At 71.9% G+C, this 14641-nt stretch carries 20 protein-coding genes and 1 riboswitch; of the genes, 19 read left to right on the top strand and 1 reads right to left on the bottom strand.

Annotated elements, in window-relative coordinates; translation table 11 throughout:
• Nucleotide 1 precedes the first annotated feature (1 nt).
• From map to truA, 11 genes are all read left to right on the top strand, one after another.
• Nucleotides 2-856: a type I methionyl aminopeptidase gene (gene map, locus BJ971_RS35370; RefSeq protein ID WP_184997640.1), complete on the top strand. Its 855-nt coding sequence runs from the start codon at nucleotides 2-4 to the stop codon at nucleotides 854-856.
• Nucleotides 857-860: 4 nt separating this feature from the next.
• Entirely contained in the window at nucleotides 861-1295 is a 435-nt protein-coding gene (locus BJ971_RS35365; protein ID WP_184997638.1) for a DUF1707 SHOCT-like domain-containing protein, read from the top strand.
• Nucleotides 1296-1346: 51 nt separating this feature from the next.
• Entirely contained in the window at nucleotides 1347-1907 is a 561-nt protein-coding gene (locus tag BJ971_RS35360; RefSeq protein ID WP_184999275.1) for a DUF1707 SHOCT-like domain-containing protein, read from the top strand.
• Between the two features lie 240 nt (nucleotides 1908-2147).
• Nucleotides 2148-2369 carry a translation initiation factor IF-1 gene (infA, locus tag BJ971_RS35355; RefSeq protein ID WP_007073013.1) on the top strand — a complete coding sequence of 74 codons (222 nt, stop codon included), beginning with the start codon at nucleotides 2148-2150 and terminating at the stop codon, nucleotides 2367-2369.
• Nucleotides 2370-2419: 50 nt separating this feature from the next.
• A complete protein-coding gene (gene rpmJ, locus BJ971_RS35350) occupies nucleotides 2420-2533 on the top strand; it encodes a 50S ribosomal protein L36 (protein ID WP_088952025.1) in 114 nt (37 codons plus the stop codon).
• 171 nt (nucleotides 2534-2704) lie between these two features.
• Nucleotides 2705-3085: a 30S ribosomal protein S13 gene (gene rpsM, locus BJ971_RS35345; RefSeq protein ID WP_184997636.1), complete on the top strand. Its 381-nt coding sequence runs from the start codon at nucleotides 2705-2707 to the stop codon at nucleotides 3083-3085.
• A gap of 17 nt (nucleotides 3086-3102) precedes the next feature.
• Complete coding sequence (gene rpsK / locus BJ971_RS35340) at nucleotides 3103-3510, top strand: 30S ribosomal protein S11 (protein ID WP_015619020.1); 408 nt, start codon at nucleotides 3103-3105, stop codon at nucleotides 3508-3510.
• A 15-nt stretch (nucleotides 3511-3525) separates the two neighbouring features.
• Nucleotides 3526-4152, top strand: a complete 627-nt coding sequence (gene rpsD, locus BJ971_RS35335) for a 30S ribosomal protein S4 (RefSeq protein WP_184997634.1) — start codon at nucleotides 3526-3528, stop codon at nucleotides 4150-4152.
• A 97-nt stretch (nucleotides 4153-4249) separates the two neighbouring features.
• Complete coding sequence (locus BJ971_RS35330; protein WP_130510652.1) at nucleotides 4250-5272, top strand: DNA-directed RNA polymerase subunit alpha; 1023 nt, start codon at nucleotides 4250-4252, stop codon at nucleotides 5270-5272.
• Between the two features lie 127 nt (nucleotides 5273-5399).
• On the top strand, nucleotides 5400-5927 hold the full coding sequence (gene rplQ / locus BJ971_RS35325) for a 50S ribosomal protein L17 (protein ID WP_239087720.1): 528 nt from the start codon (nucleotides 5400-5402) through the stop codon (nucleotides 5925-5927).
• A 99-nt stretch (nucleotides 5928-6026) separates the two neighbouring features.
• A complete protein-coding gene (gene truA / locus BJ971_RS35320) occupies nucleotides 6027-6839 on the top strand; it encodes a tRNA pseudouridine(38-40) synthase TruA (RefSeq protein ID WP_184997633.1) in 813 nt (270 codons plus the stop codon).
• A gap of 165 nt (nucleotides 6840-7004) precedes the next feature.
• On the opposite strand, the gene BJ971_RS35315 is transcribed toward truA, so the two are convergent.
• Nucleotides 7005-7949, bottom strand: a complete 945-nt coding sequence (locus BJ971_RS35315) for a hypothetical protein (RefSeq protein ID WP_184997631.1) — start codon at nucleotides 7947-7949, stop codon at nucleotides 7005-7007.
• A gap of 106 nt (nucleotides 7950-8055) precedes the next feature.
• On the opposite strand from BJ971_RS35315, the gene BJ971_RS35310 reads away from it, so the two are divergent.
• The 8 genes from BJ971_RS35310 to thiD all read left to right on the top strand — a co-directional run bounded on the left by BJ971_RS35310 (nucleotide 8056) and on the right by thiD (nucleotide 14638).
• The gene (locus BJ971_RS35310; RefSeq protein ID WP_184997630.1) at nucleotides 8056-8670 is read left to right on the top strand and encodes a class I SAM-dependent methyltransferase; all 615 of its coding nucleotides are present in this window, start codon (nucleotides 8056-8058) and stop codon (nucleotides 8668-8670) included.
• 31 nt (nucleotides 8671-8701) lie between these two features.
• The gene (locus BJ971_RS35305) at nucleotides 8702-10357 is read left to right on the top strand and encodes an ABC-F family ATP-binding cassette domain-containing protein (protein WP_184997629.1); all 1656 of its coding nucleotides are present in this window, start codon (nucleotides 8702-8704) and stop codon (nucleotides 10355-10357) included.
• A 166-nt stretch (nucleotides 10358-10523) separates the two neighbouring features.
• A riboswitch (TPP riboswitch) is annotated at nucleotides 10524-10635 on the top strand.
• Nucleotides 10629-11273: a thiamine phosphate synthase gene (gene thiE / locus BJ971_RS35300; RefSeq protein WP_184997628.1), complete on the top strand. Its 645-nt coding sequence runs from the start codon at nucleotides 10629-10631 to the stop codon at nucleotides 11271-11273. It overlaps the preceding riboswitch by 7 nt.
• A 40-nt stretch (nucleotides 11274-11313) precedes the next feature.
• Nucleotides 11314-12384 (top strand): glycine oxidase ThiO, encoded by a 1071-nt coding sequence (gene thiO, locus BJ971_RS35295; RefSeq protein ID WP_184997626.1) that lies wholly within the window; start codon nucleotides 11314-11316, stop codon nucleotides 12382-12384.
• A complete protein-coding gene (thiS, locus tag BJ971_RS35290) occupies nucleotides 12381-12578 on the top strand; it encodes a sulfur carrier protein ThiS (RefSeq protein WP_184997625.1) in 198 nt (65 codons plus the stop codon). The genes thiO and thiS overlap by 4 nt, the downstream gene beginning before the upstream one ends.
• 1 nt (nucleotide 12579) lies before the next feature.
• On the top strand, nucleotides 12580-13320 hold the full coding sequence (locus BJ971_RS35285; protein WP_184997623.1) for a thiazole synthase: 741 nt from the start codon (nucleotides 12580-12582) through the stop codon (nucleotides 13318-13320).
• On the top strand, nucleotides 13314-13883 hold the full coding sequence (locus BJ971_RS35280; RefSeq protein ID WP_184997621.1) for a thiamine phosphate synthase: 570 nt from the start codon (nucleotides 13314-13316) through the stop codon (nucleotides 13881-13883). The genes BJ971_RS35285 and BJ971_RS35280 overlap by 7 nt, the downstream gene beginning before the upstream one ends.
• Nucleotides 13880-14638: a bifunctional hydroxymethylpyrimidine kinase/phosphomethylpyrimidine kinase gene (thiD, locus tag BJ971_RS35275; protein WP_184997620.1), complete on the top strand. Its 759-nt coding sequence runs from the start codon at nucleotides 13880-13882 to the stop codon at nucleotides 14636-14638. The genes BJ971_RS35280 and thiD overlap by 4 nt, the downstream gene beginning before the upstream one ends.
• The last annotated feature ends 3 nt before the right edge of the window (nucleotides 14639-14641 follow it).

Genomic DNA, 14641 nt, shown 5'->3' with positions numbered 1-14641 from the left:
GATGCGCCGTCAGCAGCTGGATATTCAGCTGAAGACCCCCGAGCAGATCGAGCTCATGCGGGGCGCCGGCCTGGTGGTCGCCGCCGCGCTCGACGCGATGCGGGACGCGGTGGCGCCAGGCGTCTCCACGGCCGACCTCGACGCGATCGCGGAGAAGGTCATCCGGGACGCGGGCGCGACCCCGTCGTTCAAGGGCTACCACGGCTTCCCCGCCTCGATCTGCGCCTCGGTCAACGAGCAGGTCGTGCACGGCATCCCGGCGGCCGGTCAGGTCCTCAAGGAGGGCGACCTGGTGTCGCTCGACTGCGGCGCGGTCCTGAACGGCTGGCACGGCGACTCGGCGATCACGGTCGGGGTCGGCGAGACCGACCCGGCGCTGCTGAGGATGGCGGCGGTGGCCGAGGACGCCATGTGGGCCGGCATCGCCGCCGCGGCCCGCGGCGCGGCCAACGGCCGGGGCCGGCTCACCGACATCTCGTTCAACATCGAGAAGGCCGTCCGCAAGGCGGGCCGCTTCGGCATCGTCGACGGCTACGGCGGCCACGGCATCGGCACCGAGATGCACCAGGATCCGCACGTGCTCAACCACGGCAAGCCCGGCAAGGGTCCGCGCCTGGTGCCCGGCATGTGCCTGGCGATCGAGCCGATGATCACCATGGGCTCGCCGCGCACCGCCGAGCTCGACGACGGCTGGACCGTTGTCACCCGCGACGGCTCGATGGCGGCGCACGTGGAGCACACGATGGCCCTGCTCGACGACGGCGTGTGGGTCACCACCGCGCCGGACGGCGGCCGCGCCCGCCTCGGCGATCTGGTCACGGCCCGCCAGCCGGCCCTCGGCTCGCTGGCAGAGTAAAACCATGGGTCGTGAGGAGATGCGGGCCGGCGACAGTGAGCGTCAGGCTGTCGCCGACCAGCTGAAGGTCGCGCTCGACGAGGGCCGGCTGGATCTGCACGAGTACGACGAGCGGTTGCAGCAGGCGTACGCGGCGAAGACCTACGGCGACCTCGACGGTCTCGTGACGGACCTGCCCGGGGTGATCCCGGCGCAGCGGTCCCGTCTCGAGCCCCGCCAGCAGCCCGCCACGCCGTCGGCGGCGTCCGGGGTGGATGGGAAGGGCAAGGACGGTGGACGGCCGTTCCTGGCGTCGTACAGCGGCGTGGTGCTGGTCTGCGTTGTCATCTGGGCCATGTCCTGCCTCGGCTCCGGCGAGTTCGTCTACTTCTGGCCCGGTTGGATGCTGATTCCGCTCCTGTTCGGATTGATCGGCCGGATCACCGGCCGGAATCGGTAGCGCGCTTCCTGGCCCGCTGCTGGCATGCTGGAGTGCATGGGGCGGGACGAGATGCGAGCGGCCGATGCCGATCGGCAGGCCGTCGCCGACCAGTTGAAGGTCGCGCTCGACGAGGGCCGGCTTGACCTGCACGAGTACGACGAGCGGCTGCAACAGGCCTATGCGGCCAAGACCTACGGCGACCTGCACCCGCTGCTCGACGACCTGCCGTCGGCCCGCACCACCGCGCTGCCCGGCGCCGTGGTCCCGGCCGGCGTGTCCGCGGTGGCCGGCACCGATGCCGAGCTGACCCGGCGGTGGGTGTTCGAGGTGTGGAGCGCCTGGGTGCCGGTCGTCGGCATCACCACGGTGATCTGGCTCATCTCCTGGATCGGCGCGGGCGATCCGATCTACTTCTGGCCCATCTGGGTTGCCGGGCCGTGGGGCGTCGTCCTCGCCTTCGTCACGGTGGCGGGCATCGCCAACGGCGAGCCCCGCAAGCAGGCCGAGAAGAAGGCCCGCAAGGAGCACGCGAAGCAGCTGAAGCGGGAGCGTAAGGCCTTGGAGGCCGAGTCCGCCCCGCAGGGCGAAACCCCCTTGACCGGGACGGAACCAGACAAACAGGCAGGGTGAATCTCCCGCCTCGTCCGGTTCTGCGCATCGCCGACACACCCGACCCCGGGTTACGGGGACCTCGGTTTGGTGTCGATGCACGGGCGCGCGTACACTGGCTAGCTGGCGCGCAGCGTCCACTCTTCCATGTCCACCAGCGCTTCGGTGGCGGGAGAGCCGCGGCTGGTCCCGGATCGATCCCTCGACCCGGAATGAGCGTTGCGAGCCTGCCCCAGAACCCGATGTCAGGTAGCGGAGGACATGCCAAAGAAAGACGGAGCCATCGAGATCGAAGGCCGAGTGATCGAGCCCCTGCCGAACGCCATGTTCCGTGTGGAGCTTGCGAATGGTCACAAGGTGCTGGCTCACATCAGCGGCAAGATGCGGCAGCACTACATCCGCATCCTCCCCGAGGACAGGGTCGTCGTCGAGCTTTCGCCGTACGACCTCACCCGTGGGCGAATTGTCTACCGTTACAAGTAAGGGTCGCGGGGGCTTTTCCAGTCCCGTCTGACGAGAGTTAAGGCACAACCGTGAAGGTCAAGCCGAGCGTCAAGCGGATCTGCCAGAAGTGCCGGGTTATCCGCCGGCACGGCCGGGTCATGGTCATTTGCAGCGACCCGCGCCACAAGCAGCGCCAGGGCTGATTTTCAGCCTGACGCTGTACAGATCCGTTTCATGAACAAGCTCGTCCCAGCCGCCGAGTCGACACGTCGATGCGCGCGGTTTCACCCCCGGTCGGAGGCCGGGGCCCGTCTGGGCAGGCGGGGTGGGTCGGGCACAGACCTCCGTGAGACACCTGAGGAGTAAGCCCACAAATGGCTAGACTCGTCGGCGTCGATCTTCCCCGCGAAAAGCGGATGGAGATCGCGCTCACCTACATCTTCGGGGTCGGTCGGACCCGCGCCGTTGAGGCGCTCACCGCGACCGGCATTGACCTGAACAAGCGCGCCAAGGACCTCACGGACGAGGAGCTGGTACAGCTCCGCGACTACATCGAGGGCAATTTCAAGGTTGAAGGCGACCTGCGCCGCGAGGTCGCCGCCGACATCCGCCGCAAGGTTGAGATCGGCTGCTACGCCGGCATCCGCCACCGCCGGGGTCTCCCCGTCCGCGGACAGCGGACCCGGACCAACGCTCGTACCCGCAAGGGTCCGAAGCGCACGGTCGCTGGCAAGAAGAAGCCCGGTCGGAAGTAATAGGAGCGCACTGACTTATGCCACCGAAGGCACGCGCTGGGGCCCCAGTCAAGAAGGTCCGGCGCAAGGAACGCAAGAACGTCGCCCACGGGCAGGCGCACATCAAGAGCACGTTCAACAACACCATCGTGTCGATCACCGACCCGACCGGTGCTGTCATCTCCTGGGCCTCCTCTGGCCAGGTGGGCTTCAAGGGCTCCCGCAAGTCGACTCCGTTCGCCGCGCAGCTGGCCGCCGAGGCCGCCGCACGCCGGGCCATGGAGCACGGCATGCGCAAGGTCGACGTGTTCGTCAAGGGCCCCGGTTCCGGCCGGGAGACCGCCATCCGTTCGTTGCAGGCCGCGGGCCTCGAGGTCGGCCAGATCTCCGACGTCACGCCCCAGCCGCACAACGGTTGCCGTCCGCCGAAGCGTCGCCGGGTCTAAGGGAGAGATCGAAGCATGGCTCGTTACACAGGGGCGGACTGCAAGCGCTGCCGCCGCGAGAAGATGAAGCTGTTCCTCAAGGGCAGCAAGTGCGACGGGCCGAAGTGCCCGTTCGAGTCGCGTCCCTTCCCGCCCGGCCAGCACGGCCGCGGTCGGACCAAGGAGACCGAGTACCTGCTCCAGCACCGCGAGAAGCAGAAGGCCCGCCGCACCTACGGCGTGCTCGAGAAGCAGTTCCGCGGTTACTACGAGGAGGCTGTCACCAAGCCCGGCAAGACCGGTGAGGTGCTGCTGCAGATCCTCGAGTCGCGTCTCGACAACGTGGTCTACCGGGCCGGCTACGCCGCGTCCCGCGACATGGCCCGCCAGCTTGTCAAGCACGGCCACATGCTGGTCAACGGCGTCAAGGTCGACATCCCGTCGTACCGGGTGAAGGACCACGACATCGTCCAGGTTCGCGAGAAGTCGCGCGAGATGACGCCGTTCGTGGTCGCGCAGGCTCAGGCGGGTTCCCGCCCGGTGCCGGCGTGGCTCGAGCCCATCCCGAGCGAGATGAAGATCCTGATCCACTCGCTCCCGGCCCGCCAGGTCATCGACACGCAGGTCCAGGAGCAGCTGATCGTGGAGCTCTACTCCAAGTAGCGCTCAGGTTCCGGCGTCCTCCGTAGGGGGACGCCGGAGCCGCACCACCACAGGACGGGCGTCATATAGCGGACGCCCCGAACGAAAGAAGAATCGCGTGCTCATCAGCCAGCGCCCGAGCCTCTCGGAAGAGTCGCTCAGCGAGACCCGCTCCCGGTTCACCATCGAGCCCCTGGAGCCGGGCTTCGGCTACACCCTCGGCAACTCGCTGCGGCGGACCCTGCTGTCGTCCATCCCGGGCGCGGCGGTCACCAGCATCAAGATCGACGGCGTGCTGCACGAGTTCACCACCATCCCCGGTGTCAAGGAGGACGTGGTCGAGCTCGTCATGAACGTCAAGGAGCTGACCGTCAGCTCCGAGCACGACGAGCCCGTCAGCATGTACCTGCGCAAGCAGGGCCCGGGCGATGTCACCGCGGGTGACATCCAGCCCCCGGCCGGCGTCTCCGTGCACAACCCCGACCTGAAGCTGGCCACGCTCAACAGCAAGGGCCGGCTCGACATGGAGCTCACCGTCGAGCGGGGTCGTGGCTACGTCACGGCCGCGCAGAACAAGAACGCCGGCGCAGAGATCGGCCGCATCCCGGTCGACTCGATCTACTCGCCGGTCATGAAGGTGACCTACCGCGTCGAGGCGACCCGTGTCGAGCAGCGCACCGACTTCGACCGTCTGATCATCGACGTCGAGTCGAAGGCGTCGATCTCGCCCCGTACCGCGCTGGCGTCGGCCGGCTCGACCCTCGTCGAGCTGTTCGGCCTCTGCCGCGAGCTGGACGAGACCGCCGAGGGCATCGACATCGGACCGTCCCCGCAGGACGCTCAGCTGGCCGCCGACCTGGCCCTGCCGATCGAGGAGCTGGACCTCACGGTCCGGTCGTACAACTGCCTCAAGCGCGAGGGCATCAACACCGTCGGTGAGCTGATCGGGCGGACGGAGGCCGACCTTCTGGATATAAGGAATTTCGGTCAGAAGTCGATCGACGAGGTCAAGATGAAGCTCGCCGGAATGGGCCTGGGCCTGAAGGACAGCGCGCCGTCCTTCGACCCGGCGCACGTGGTCGACTCGTTCGGCGACGTGGACTACGACACCGACGACTACCGCGAGACCGAGCAGCTGTAAGCGCGGCTGCCGCGGCCATGCTGTGCTGCAAATGAGCGGCTCCGCCGCACGGCAAGGGTAATTCCTCAAAGGCGGCAAATAGGCGGCTCTGCCGCACTGCAAGGTTTATTCCTCGAAGGAGCAACAAATGCCCACGCCCACCAAGGGTCCCCGCCTCGGCGGCAGCCCGGCGCACGAGAAGCTGCTGCTGGCCAACCTGGCCACGGAGCTCTTCCGGCACGGGAAGATCAAGACCACCGAGACCAAGGCCAAGCGCCTGCGCCCCCTGGCGGAGCAGCTGATCACCAAGGCCAAGCGCGGTGACCTGCACGCCCGCCGCCGGGTGCTGACCGTGGTCAAGGACAAGGACGTCGTGTACGCCCTGTTCGAGCAGATCGCGCCGCGTTACGGCAACCGGCCGGGTGGCTACACCCGGATCACCAAGACCGGTCCCCGCAAGGGTGACGCCGCTCCGATGGCCGTCATCGAGCTGGTCGAGGAGCTTGAGGTCGCGGCCACCACGGCGCCGGCCAAGAAGGCGGCCCGCAAGGCCGCCGCGCAGCAGGACAAGGTCGAGGCGCTCGCCCGCGAGGACGAGACGCCCGCCACCGCGTCCGACGCCGCCGGCGACCAGGGCACCGAGGTCGAGGGCGAAGACACCGACGCCAAGGCCTGATCCTTCGCAAGGTTGTGAGGCCCGGCACCCCTGGTGGGTGCCGGGCCTTCCTCTTGTACGGCTACCTAGTCCACGAATTTTGCGGGGTATCAGGTCGACATGGACGAAACAACGCGACTGCGCCTGGACGTCTCCTACGACGGCCGGGAGTTCTCGGGCTGGGCCGCGCAGCCGGCCCGGCGCACCGTCGCCGGCGTCCTCGTCGAGGCGCTCGAACGGCTGGTCGGCCCCGTCCCGCTGGGCCTCACCGTCGCCGGCCGCACCGACGCCGGGGTGCACGCGACCGGCCAGGTCTGCCACATCGACCTGCCGACGGCCGCCTGGTCCACCCTGGAGGGTTCGCTGCTGCGGCGGCTGGCCGCGCTCATGCCCCCGGACGCCCGGGTACGGGCCGTGACGCCGGTGCCGTCCACCTTCGACGCCCGCTTCTCCGCCACCTTCCGGCGCTACGAGTACCGGGTCGCCGACACCGTCTCCGGTCCCGAGCCGCTGCGCCGCTACGACACCCTCTGGTGGGTGCGGCCGCTGGATCTCGAGCGGCTGCGCGAGGCCGCGGCCGGGCTGGTCGGGCTGCACGACTTCGCCGCGTTCTGCAAGCGCAAGGAGCACGCCACCACCGTGCGGGCCATCACCCGGCTCGACTGGCGGCGGGAGGAGGACGGCGTCGCCGTCGCCACCGTGCAGGCCGACGCGTTCTGCCAGGCCATGGTGCGCAGCCTGGTCGGCGCCATGCTGACCGTCGGCGACGGCCGGCGGGACGCGTCCTGGCCGGCGAAGCTGCTGACGCTGCGGGAACGGTCGAGCGAGGTGACCGTCGCGCCCGCGCACGGCCTGACGCTGATCGCAGTGGGCTACCCGGCCGAGTCGGACTACGCCGACCGGGCCGAGGCGACCCGGCGCCTGCGCGCGTAAGGCTAGGGCCTGTCCTGCCGATCATGACGGCCTGCGCCGGGCCCAGCTTCCGCCTCGCGGCGCGGTCCGAACGGCCGAATACAACACCGGTATTCGACCGTCCGGCCCACTTGCGACGCGAAACCTGGACCTCGGCTCGGCGTCGCCATGATCGGCAGGACGGCCCTAGGGCTGGCCGGCCCGGCTGCTGATGATCGTCTCGTCCAGGTAGCGCCCGATCAGGTCGGCGGTGATCCGTTCCGCGTACGGGTCGTCGTCCTCGACGAGTCGGCCGTCCGGGCGGGCGATCACGCAGTAGAGCAGGTAGTGCCCGCGCTGGTGCCAGCCGACCTGTGCCAGCGGCTCCGCGAGTGGATCGCTGCCGAGCCCGCCCATCGCGGCGAAGCTGCCCCGGCCGGTCTCGACCAGCGGCCCGGCCTGCGAGGACACCAGCGTCGCGCCGGCCTCCTCGGCGAGGTTGAAGACGCCGGCGGTGACCTGGTAGCCGCCGAACGGCGCGGTCAGGCCCGCCCGGACCACCTGGTTGCAGCCGTGCTCGGCGAGCAGGGCGCCTAGTTCGCCGGTCGTGGCGACGTCGCAGTCGGTGTCGATGTGGGTCATCGTGACCTGGTACGGGGCCGTGCCCGCGACCAGGCGGATCTCCGGCTGCGGGAACACCTCGCGCTGACTCAGCGGCTCGGCGTCCACCTCGCGTGAGGCGATCGCCGCCGAGGAGACCGCCGGCGCGGCCGCCGAGTCGCCGAGCCCGCGCCGCTCGTCGGCGATGATGAAGAACGCGCTCAGCCCGATGATCGACACGATGATCACGGCGCCCATCCCGCTCATCAGCGTCTGCAACGCCCGCTGCGCCTGCTGCGGCTCGCGGGACGGCCGCCGCCAGGGCCCGCGCCGCGGCCGCTGCGGCCGGGCGGCGTGCGAGTGCGCGTGCGCGGACCGGGTGTGCGCGGCGCGGGTCTGGCGGTGCTGCGGCGCGGCCTGTCGGGTCAGGCCCTGCCGGGCGAGCACCTGGCGGGCGAGGGCCGGTCCGGCCAGCGCCTGTCGCGTCAGCACTGCGAGTCCGCCCTCCGGGATCGCGCGATGTGCGGAGCGGGGGTGCGGGTCGCCAGGCATGAAGGTCACGGTAGGAGCGCACCGTGATCGATGGACGCACAGACTGTGCGGCACCCCCGGCGGCCTCCCGTCGTTGCGGTCCACCGGTTGAGGGAGGATGGGCGTCGTGACCGCCGATCATTACTTCAGCGCCGAACCCGCCGCGCCCGAGAACCGGAGCCGCATCGAGTTCACCGCCGCCGGGCGGGCCTATGCCCTCACCGTCGCGGCGGGTGTGTTCTCCGCCGGGCGGCTCGACCCCGGCACCGCCGTGCTGCTGCGCAAGGCTGACCTGCCGACGGCCGACGCCGGCGGCACCCTGCTCGACCTCGGGTGTGGCTACGGCCCGATCGCGTGTGTGCTCGCGACCGAGGCGCCGTCGGCGACCGTGTGGGCGATCGACGTCAACGCCCGGGCCCGCGACCTGACGACGGAGAACGCGGCCGCGCTGGGCCTCGCCGGCCGGGTGGAGGTGGCGTCACCCGATGACGTGCCCGGCGACGTGGCGTTCGACCAGATCTGGAGCAACCCGCCGACCCACGTCGGCAAGGCCGAGCTGCACGCCCTGCTGGAGCGGTGGCTGCCGCGGCTGAAGCCCGAGGGCGTCGCCTGGCTCGTGATCAACCGGAATCTGGGCGGCGACTCGCTGCACACCTGGCTCACGTCGCTGGGCTGGGACGTGGCGCGTACGGCGAGCCAGCGGGGGTTCCGGGTGCTGCGCGTGACCCGGAAAACCGGCTGACCCGCCACACTTTGTCGGGGAGGATGCTCGCGTGGGTTACGTAGACGTCTCAGGCGTCGGATTCGTGCTGCCGGACGGCCGCGAGCTCTTCTCCGACGTGTCGTTCCGGGTCGGCGAGGGCGCGAAGGTGGCGCTGGTCGGGCCGAACGGCGCCGGCAAGACCACCCTGCTGCGGATGGTCGCCGGTGACACGCCCACGCCGGTCGGCACCATCGCCCGCGCGGGCGGGCTCGGGGTCATGCGGCAGTTCATCGGCATGATCGGCGATGACCGTACCCTCGAGGATCTGGCCCTGTCCCTGGTCGCGCCGCCGCTGCGCGCGGCAGGCGGTGCGCTCGCGGCCGCGCAGGCCGCGCTCGACGCGAGCCCCGACGCGGAGAGGGCGCAGATCGGGTACGCCAACGCGATCGCCGGCTGGGGCGAGGCCGGCGGCTACGACGCCGAGGTGCTCTTCGACGTCGTGGCCGTGTCCATTCTCGGCAAGCCGTGGGACGAGGTCCGGCACCGTGGCGTGCGCACGCTCTCCGGCGGCCAGCAGAAGCGGTTCGCCCTCGACCTGCTGCTGCGCGGCGGCGACGAGGTGCTGCTGCTCGACGAGCCGGACAACTTCCTGGACGTGCCCGGCAAGCGCTGGCTGGAGGCCCGGCTCCGGGAGTCGCCGAAGTCGGTGCTCTACGTGTCGCACGATCGTGAGCTGCTGGCGCAGACCGCGGACCGGGTCGTCGCCGTCGAGGGCGGCGGGGCGTGGACGCATCCGGGCGGCTTCGCGTCGTGGCACGAGGCCCGCTCGGATCGTCATGAACGCCTGCTCGAGCTGCGCCGGCGCTGGGACGAGGAGCACGAGAAGCTCCGCGAGCTGGTCTTCACGCTGAAGAACAAGGCGGCGTACAACGACGGGCTGGCGTCGCGCTATCAGGCGGCGCAGACCCGCCTGCGTAAGTTCGAGGAGGCCGGCCCGCCGCCGCTGCCGCCCAAGGAGCAGTCGCTGCGGATGAACCTGCGCGGCGGGCGCACGGGCAAGCGCGCGGTGATGTGCACCGGCCTGGAGCTGGAGAACCTGACGTTCCCGTTCGACCTGGAGATCTGGTACGGCGACCGGGTCGCGGTGCTCGGCGCCAACGGCACCGGCAAGAGCCATTTCCTGCGGCTGCTGGCGGCCGGCGGCACCAGTCCGGACGTCGACAACAAGCCGGTCGACGGCGCGCCGCTGGCACACGTGGCGCACAGCGGCGTGGCGCGGCTCGGCGCCCGCGTCCGGCCCGGCCACTTCTCGCAGACGCACGACCGCCCGGAGCTGCTGAAACGCACCCTTGTCGAGATTCTGTGGCGCGGCGACGACCACCGCAGCGGCACGGACCGGGCCGGCGCGATGAAGGCGCTCAACCGCTACGAGCTCGCGGCGCAGGGCGACCAGGTCTTCGGCACGCTCTCGGGCGGCCAGCAGGCGCGGTTCCTGGTGCTGCTGCTCGAGCTCTCCGGCGCGACCGTGCTGCTGCTCGACGAGCCGACGGACAACCTGGACCTGGCCTCGGCGGAGGCGCTCGAGGAGGGCTTGCAGGCGTTCGAGGGCACGGTGATCGCGGTGACCCACGACCGCTGGTTCACCCGGGGCTTCGACCGCTTCGTGCTGTTCCAGGGTGACGGCGAGGTCGTGGAGACCCCGGAACCGGTCTGGGACGTCCGCTGACCCGGCGGCGGTGACGGGCGTCACCCATGTTGATCATGGGTGACGTGGCCCGGGATTTCGCGGGCGAAAGGCCTGCGTGCGTGCTCTCTGGAGTGGCACAGCCACCCACTGTGGAGTGACGAGGGGGCTTTACGGGCGCCCCGGTGCGGGGTTACGGTCTGCGCGGAACCAACCCCACGGGAGTCCGGTGCACCGGGCTGAGAGGGGGGCTGTCGCGGCCCCCGACCGTCGAACCTGATCCGGGTCATGCCGGCGCAGGGAGGAGCGCGTTGTGGGCCCTGATTTCCCGCATCTTCACCTCATCACCGACGCACGCCGCGGGCGTGAGCCGCTGTCCGTCGTCGCCGCAACGGTCGCCGAGGCGCACCGCCGCGACGCGACCGGGCGGCTGGCCGTTCAGATCCGCGTCGAGGACGACGTCAGCGACCGCGAGACGTACGAACTGGCGGACGCCGTGCTGGAGATCTGCCGCCCGTATGGCGTGTTGTGCTTGGTCAACGACCGTCTGCACGTCGCGCTGGCGGTCGGCGCGGACGGCGGGCACGTCGGCGCCGGGGACCTTCCCGTCGCGGCGGCGCGCCGGGTGCTCGGGCCCGCCGGCGTGCTCGGCGCCACCTGCCGCGACGCGGCGGCGGCCCGGGCGGCGCGGCGGGCGGGCGCGTCCTATCTGGGCGTCGGCCCGGCCTTCGCGACCACGACCAAAGCCGGCCTGCCGGATCCGCTGGGCCCGGCCGTCATCGGCGAGGTCGCCGCCGCCGTCCCGGACACCCCGATCGTCGCCATCGGCGGCGTGACGGCCGCGAACGCGGGCTCACTGATCGCCGCGGGAGCCGCCGCGGTGGCCGTCGTCGGCGCGATCGCGAACGCGGCCGATCCGGGGCGGGCCGCCGGGGAAATGCTGGCGGCGCTCGCATGAGCGAGCTTGCGAGCGAATCAAACGGCTCAGTGTCTGACTCATGTCGTCGCCGCAGCGAAGCGGAGGTGACGGCATGAGCGCGACCGAGGTCGTGGTTGTCGGGGGCGGGATCATCGGGCTCTCGATCGCCTGGCGGTGTGCGCAGCGCGGGCTGGCGGTGACCGTCCACGATGACGGCGGCGACGGCGGTGCCTGGTACGCCGCCGCGGGAATGCTCGCGCCGGCCGGTGAGGCGGGCTTCGGGCAGGAGGCGCTGACCGAGCTCATGGTCGAGTCCGCGGGCCGGTGGCCCGGATTCGCCGAGGAGCTGAGCCGGGCGTCCGGCATCGACGTCGGCTACGACCGCACGGGCACGCTGACCGTCGCGCTGACCGCCGACGATGTCGCCGAGGCGCAGCGGCTCTGGGCGTACCGGCGAGGTCTTGGTCTCGGGTTGAGCCCGCTCGGGCCGAGCGCGCTGCGCGAGCTGGAGCCGGCGCTCTCGCTGCGGCTGCGTGGCGGCGCGCACGCGCCGGACGACCGGCAGGTCGACCCGCGCCGGGTGGTCGCGGCGCTGCGCGCGGTCCTCGGGCCCGCCGTGCTCCGGAGCCGGGTGGACGACCTGCCGGCGGGCGTGCCGGTGGTGGTCGCGGCCGGATCCGGGACCGCCGCGCTGACCGGGCTGCCGGTGCGGCCGGTGAAGGGACTCGTGCTGCGGCTGCGCGGCGAGCCCGGCCTGCTGCGGCACGTGGTCAGCGGGTGGGCCGACGGGCGGCACGTCTATCTGGTGCCGCGCGCCGACGGCGAGGTCGTCGTCGGGGCCACCCAGGACGAACGCCGGGACAGCACGGTGACCGCCGGGCAGGTGCGCGACCTTCTGCGGGCCGCCACCGACGTGGTGCCTGAGCTGGGCGAGTGCGAACTGACCGAGACCGTGGTGCGGCACCGGCCGGCGACTCCCGACAACGCGCCGCTGCTCGGCGCGCACACCGGCGGCCCGATCATCGCCGCCGGGCATCACCGCAACGGGGTGCTGCTCGCGCCCGTCACCGCCGACCTGATCGCCGAGCTGGTGGCGACCGGGAAGGCCGATCCGCTGCTGGACGCGTTCGCGCCGGGGAGGTTCGCATGAGGGTCATCGTCAACGGCGCCGAGCGCGACGTCGAAGTCGCCGACGTCGCGGCGCTAGTCGCGCAGCTCACCGAGGCCCAACGGGGGGTCGCGGTCGCCGTCAACGGCGAGGTCGTGCCGCGGTCCGCGTGGACCGGCGCGCCGCTGCGTGACGGCGACCGCGTCGAGGTGCTCACGGCGGCGCAGGGTGGCTGACATGTTCGGTGAGTCCCGGCTGATCCTGGGTACCGGCGGCGCGGAGAGCCTGGCCGCGCTCGAGGCCGCCGTCGTCGCCTCGGGCACCGAGATGGTCACCGTCGCGCTGCGCCGGGTCGACGCCGCCGGGCCGGGGCTGCTGCCGATGCTCGACCGGCTCGGCATGCGGATCCTGCCCAACACGGCCGGCTGCTACACGGCCGCCGACGCGGTGAAGGCCGCGCACCTGGCCCGGGAGGCCTTCGAAACGGACCTGGTGAAGCTCGAGGTCATCGGCGACGAGCGCACCCTGCTGCCGGACGGGGTCGAGCTGCTGCGGGCGGCGGAAACCCTGGTGGCGGACGGGTTTCAGGTGCTGCCGTACACCAGCGACGACCCGATCCTTGCCCGCCGGCTGGCCGACGCCGGGTGCGCGGCGGTGATGCCGGCCGGCGCGCCGATCGGCTCCGGGCTGGGCATCTCCAACCCGCACCACATCCGGCTCATCCGGGACAGCGTCGACGTGCCGGTGATTCTCGACGCGGGTATCGGCACCGCCTCGGACGCCGCGCTCGCCATGGAGCTGGGCTGCGACGCGGTGCTCATCGCGAGCGCGATCACCCGGGCCGAGGATCCCGCGCGGATGGCCGCCGCGATGCGGCACGCGGTGCGGGCCGGGCGGCTGGCCTTCGGCGCCGGCCGGATTCCCCGGCGCTTCCACGCGCTCGCGTCCACATCGGACGAGGGGCGGCCGGAATGGTGATCCCGTCCGGCGTCGTCGTGCTCACGGACCGCGGGCTCGCGGCGCGGCCGCTCGTCGAGGTGGTCGCGGCCGCGGTTCGCGGCGGCGCGGCGTGGGTCATCCTGCGCGAGAAGGATCTGGCGTACGCCGCGAGGCGCGCGCTGGCGACGGCCCTGCGTGCCGTGGTCCCGCCGGGCCGGCTGGTGGTCGCCGGGCCGGATCCGCTCGGCGGCGACGCCGTGCACCTGTCGCGGACGGATCCCGTGCCGCCGGATGCCGGGATCGTCGGCCGCTCATGCCACGGCGAGCCGCGACTGTCCACGGAGGACTATGTGACGCTCTCGCCGATCTACCCGACGGTGACCAAGCCCGGCTACGGCCCGGCGCTCGGCCCGGCGCGGGCCGCGGAGCTTGCCGGCGACGTGCCGTGGCTGGCGCTCGGCGGGATCGACTCGCCCGCGCGGGTCGCCGAGTGCATGGCGGCGGGCGCGGCCGGGGTGGCGGTGCTCGGCGCGGTGATGCGGGCGGCCGATCCGGAGTCGGTGACCGCCGCACTCGTGGCGGCGGCGGGGGTGCGGGCATGACGCCGACCGTGGTGCTGACCATCGCCGGCTCCGATTCCGGTGCGGGCGCGGGCATCCAGGCCGACCTGAAGACGTTCGCGGCGCTGGGCGTCTACGGCGTCTCCGTGCTCACCGCGGTGACCGCGCAGAACACGCGCGGCGTCACGGCGATCCACTCCGTGCCCGCCGAGGTGGTCGCCGCGCAGCTTACGGCGGTGCTCGACGACTTCGCCGTCGCGGCCGTCAAGGTCGGCATGATCGGCGATCCCGCGGTCGCGGCCCTGCTCGCCGACCGCGCCGCCGAGCTGCCGGAACTCGTGGTGGATCCGGTGCTCGTCGCGACCAGCGGCAGCCGGCTCTCCGGTGTCGCGGCCGTCGAGCCGCTCATCCCGTACCCCCGGGTCCTGACGCCGAACCGGCACGAGGCCGGCGCCCTCCTCGGACGGGAGGTGGGCACGGCCGAGGAAATGGCCGATGCGGCCGCCGAACTCGCGGCCCGCGGGCCGCGAGCGGTGGTGGTGACCGGCAGCGAGCTGGCCGTCGACGTGCTGCACCACGACGGGCGCACGGTCGTGCTCTCCGGCGAGCCCGTCGCGACCGCCAACAATCACGGCTCGGGCTGCACGTTCTCGTCCGCGATCGCGGCCCGGCTGGCGCTGGGCGACGACGTCGTCGCCGCGGTGCGTTTCGCCAAGAAGTACGTCGCCGGGGCGCTCACCGGCGGCCGGAACTGGAAGCTCGGCCGGGGGCCGGGTCCGCTGCACCACTTCGTCTGAGGG

Source organism: Amorphoplanes digitatis (assembly GCF_014205335.1).
GTDB classification, from domain to species: domain Bacteria; phylum Actinomycetota; class Actinomycetes; order Mycobacteriales; family Micromonosporaceae; genus Actinoplanes; species Actinoplanes digitatus.
The sequence above is the reverse complement of the archived record's forward strand: the minus strand, read 5'-3'. Positions and strand labels throughout refer to the sequence as shown.

Coding starts and splice junctions, on each gene's coding strand:
- infA (WP_007073013.1), top strand. CDS start 2,148: ATGCCAAAGAAAGACGGAGCCATCGAGATCGAAGGCCGAGTGATCGAG.
- rpsK (WP_015619020.1), top strand. CDS start 3,103: ATGCCACCGAAGGCACGCGCTGGGGCCCCAGTCAAGAAGGTCCGGCGC.
- map (WP_184997640.1), top strand. CDS start 2: ATGCGCCGTCAGCAGCTGGATATTCAGCTGAAGACCCCCGAGCAGATC.
- BJ971_RS35365 (WP_184997638.1), top strand. CDS start 861: ATGGGTCGTGAGGAGATGCGGGCCGGCGACAGTGAGCGTCAGGCTGTC.
- rplQ (WP_239087720.1), top strand. CDS start 5,400: ATGCCCACGCCCACCAAGGGTCCCCGCCTCGGCGGCAGCCCGGCGCAC.
- thiO (WP_184997626.1), top strand. CDS start 11,314: ATGTCGTCGCCGCAGCGAAGCGGAGGTGACGGCATGAGCGCGACCGAG.
- truA (WP_184997633.1), top strand. CDS start 6,027: ATGGACGAAACAACGCGACTGCGCCTGGACGTCTCCTACGACGGCCGG.
- BJ971_RS35285 (WP_184997623.1), top strand. CDS start 12,580: ATGTTCGGTGAGTCCCGGCTGATCCTGGGTACCGGCGGCGCGGAGAGC.
- rpsD (WP_184997634.1), top strand. CDS start 3,526: ATGGCTCGTTACACAGGGGCGGACTGCAAGCGCTGCCGCCGCGAGAAG.
- BJ971_RS35315 (WP_184997631.1), bottom strand. CDS start 7,949: ATGCCTGGCGACCCGCACCCCCGCTCCGCACATCGCGCGATCCCGGAG.
- thiD (WP_184997620.1), top strand. CDS start 13,880: ATGACGCCGACCGTGGTGCTGACCATCGCCGGCTCCGATTCCGGTGCG.
- BJ971_RS35360 (WP_184999275.1), top strand. CDS start 1,347: ATGCGAGCGGCCGATGCCGATCGGCAGGCCGTCGCCGACCAGTTGAAG.
- BJ971_RS35280 (WP_184997621.1), top strand. CDS start 13,314: ATGGTGATCCCGTCCGGCGTCGTCGTGCTCACGGACCGCGGGCTCGCG.
- rpsM (WP_184997636.1), top strand. CDS start 2,705: ATGGCTAGACTCGTCGGCGTCGATCTTCCCCGCGAAAAGCGGATGGAG.
- thiS (WP_184997625.1), top strand. CDS start 12,381: ATGAGGGTCATCGTCAACGGCGCCGAGCGCGACGTCGAAGTCGCCGAC.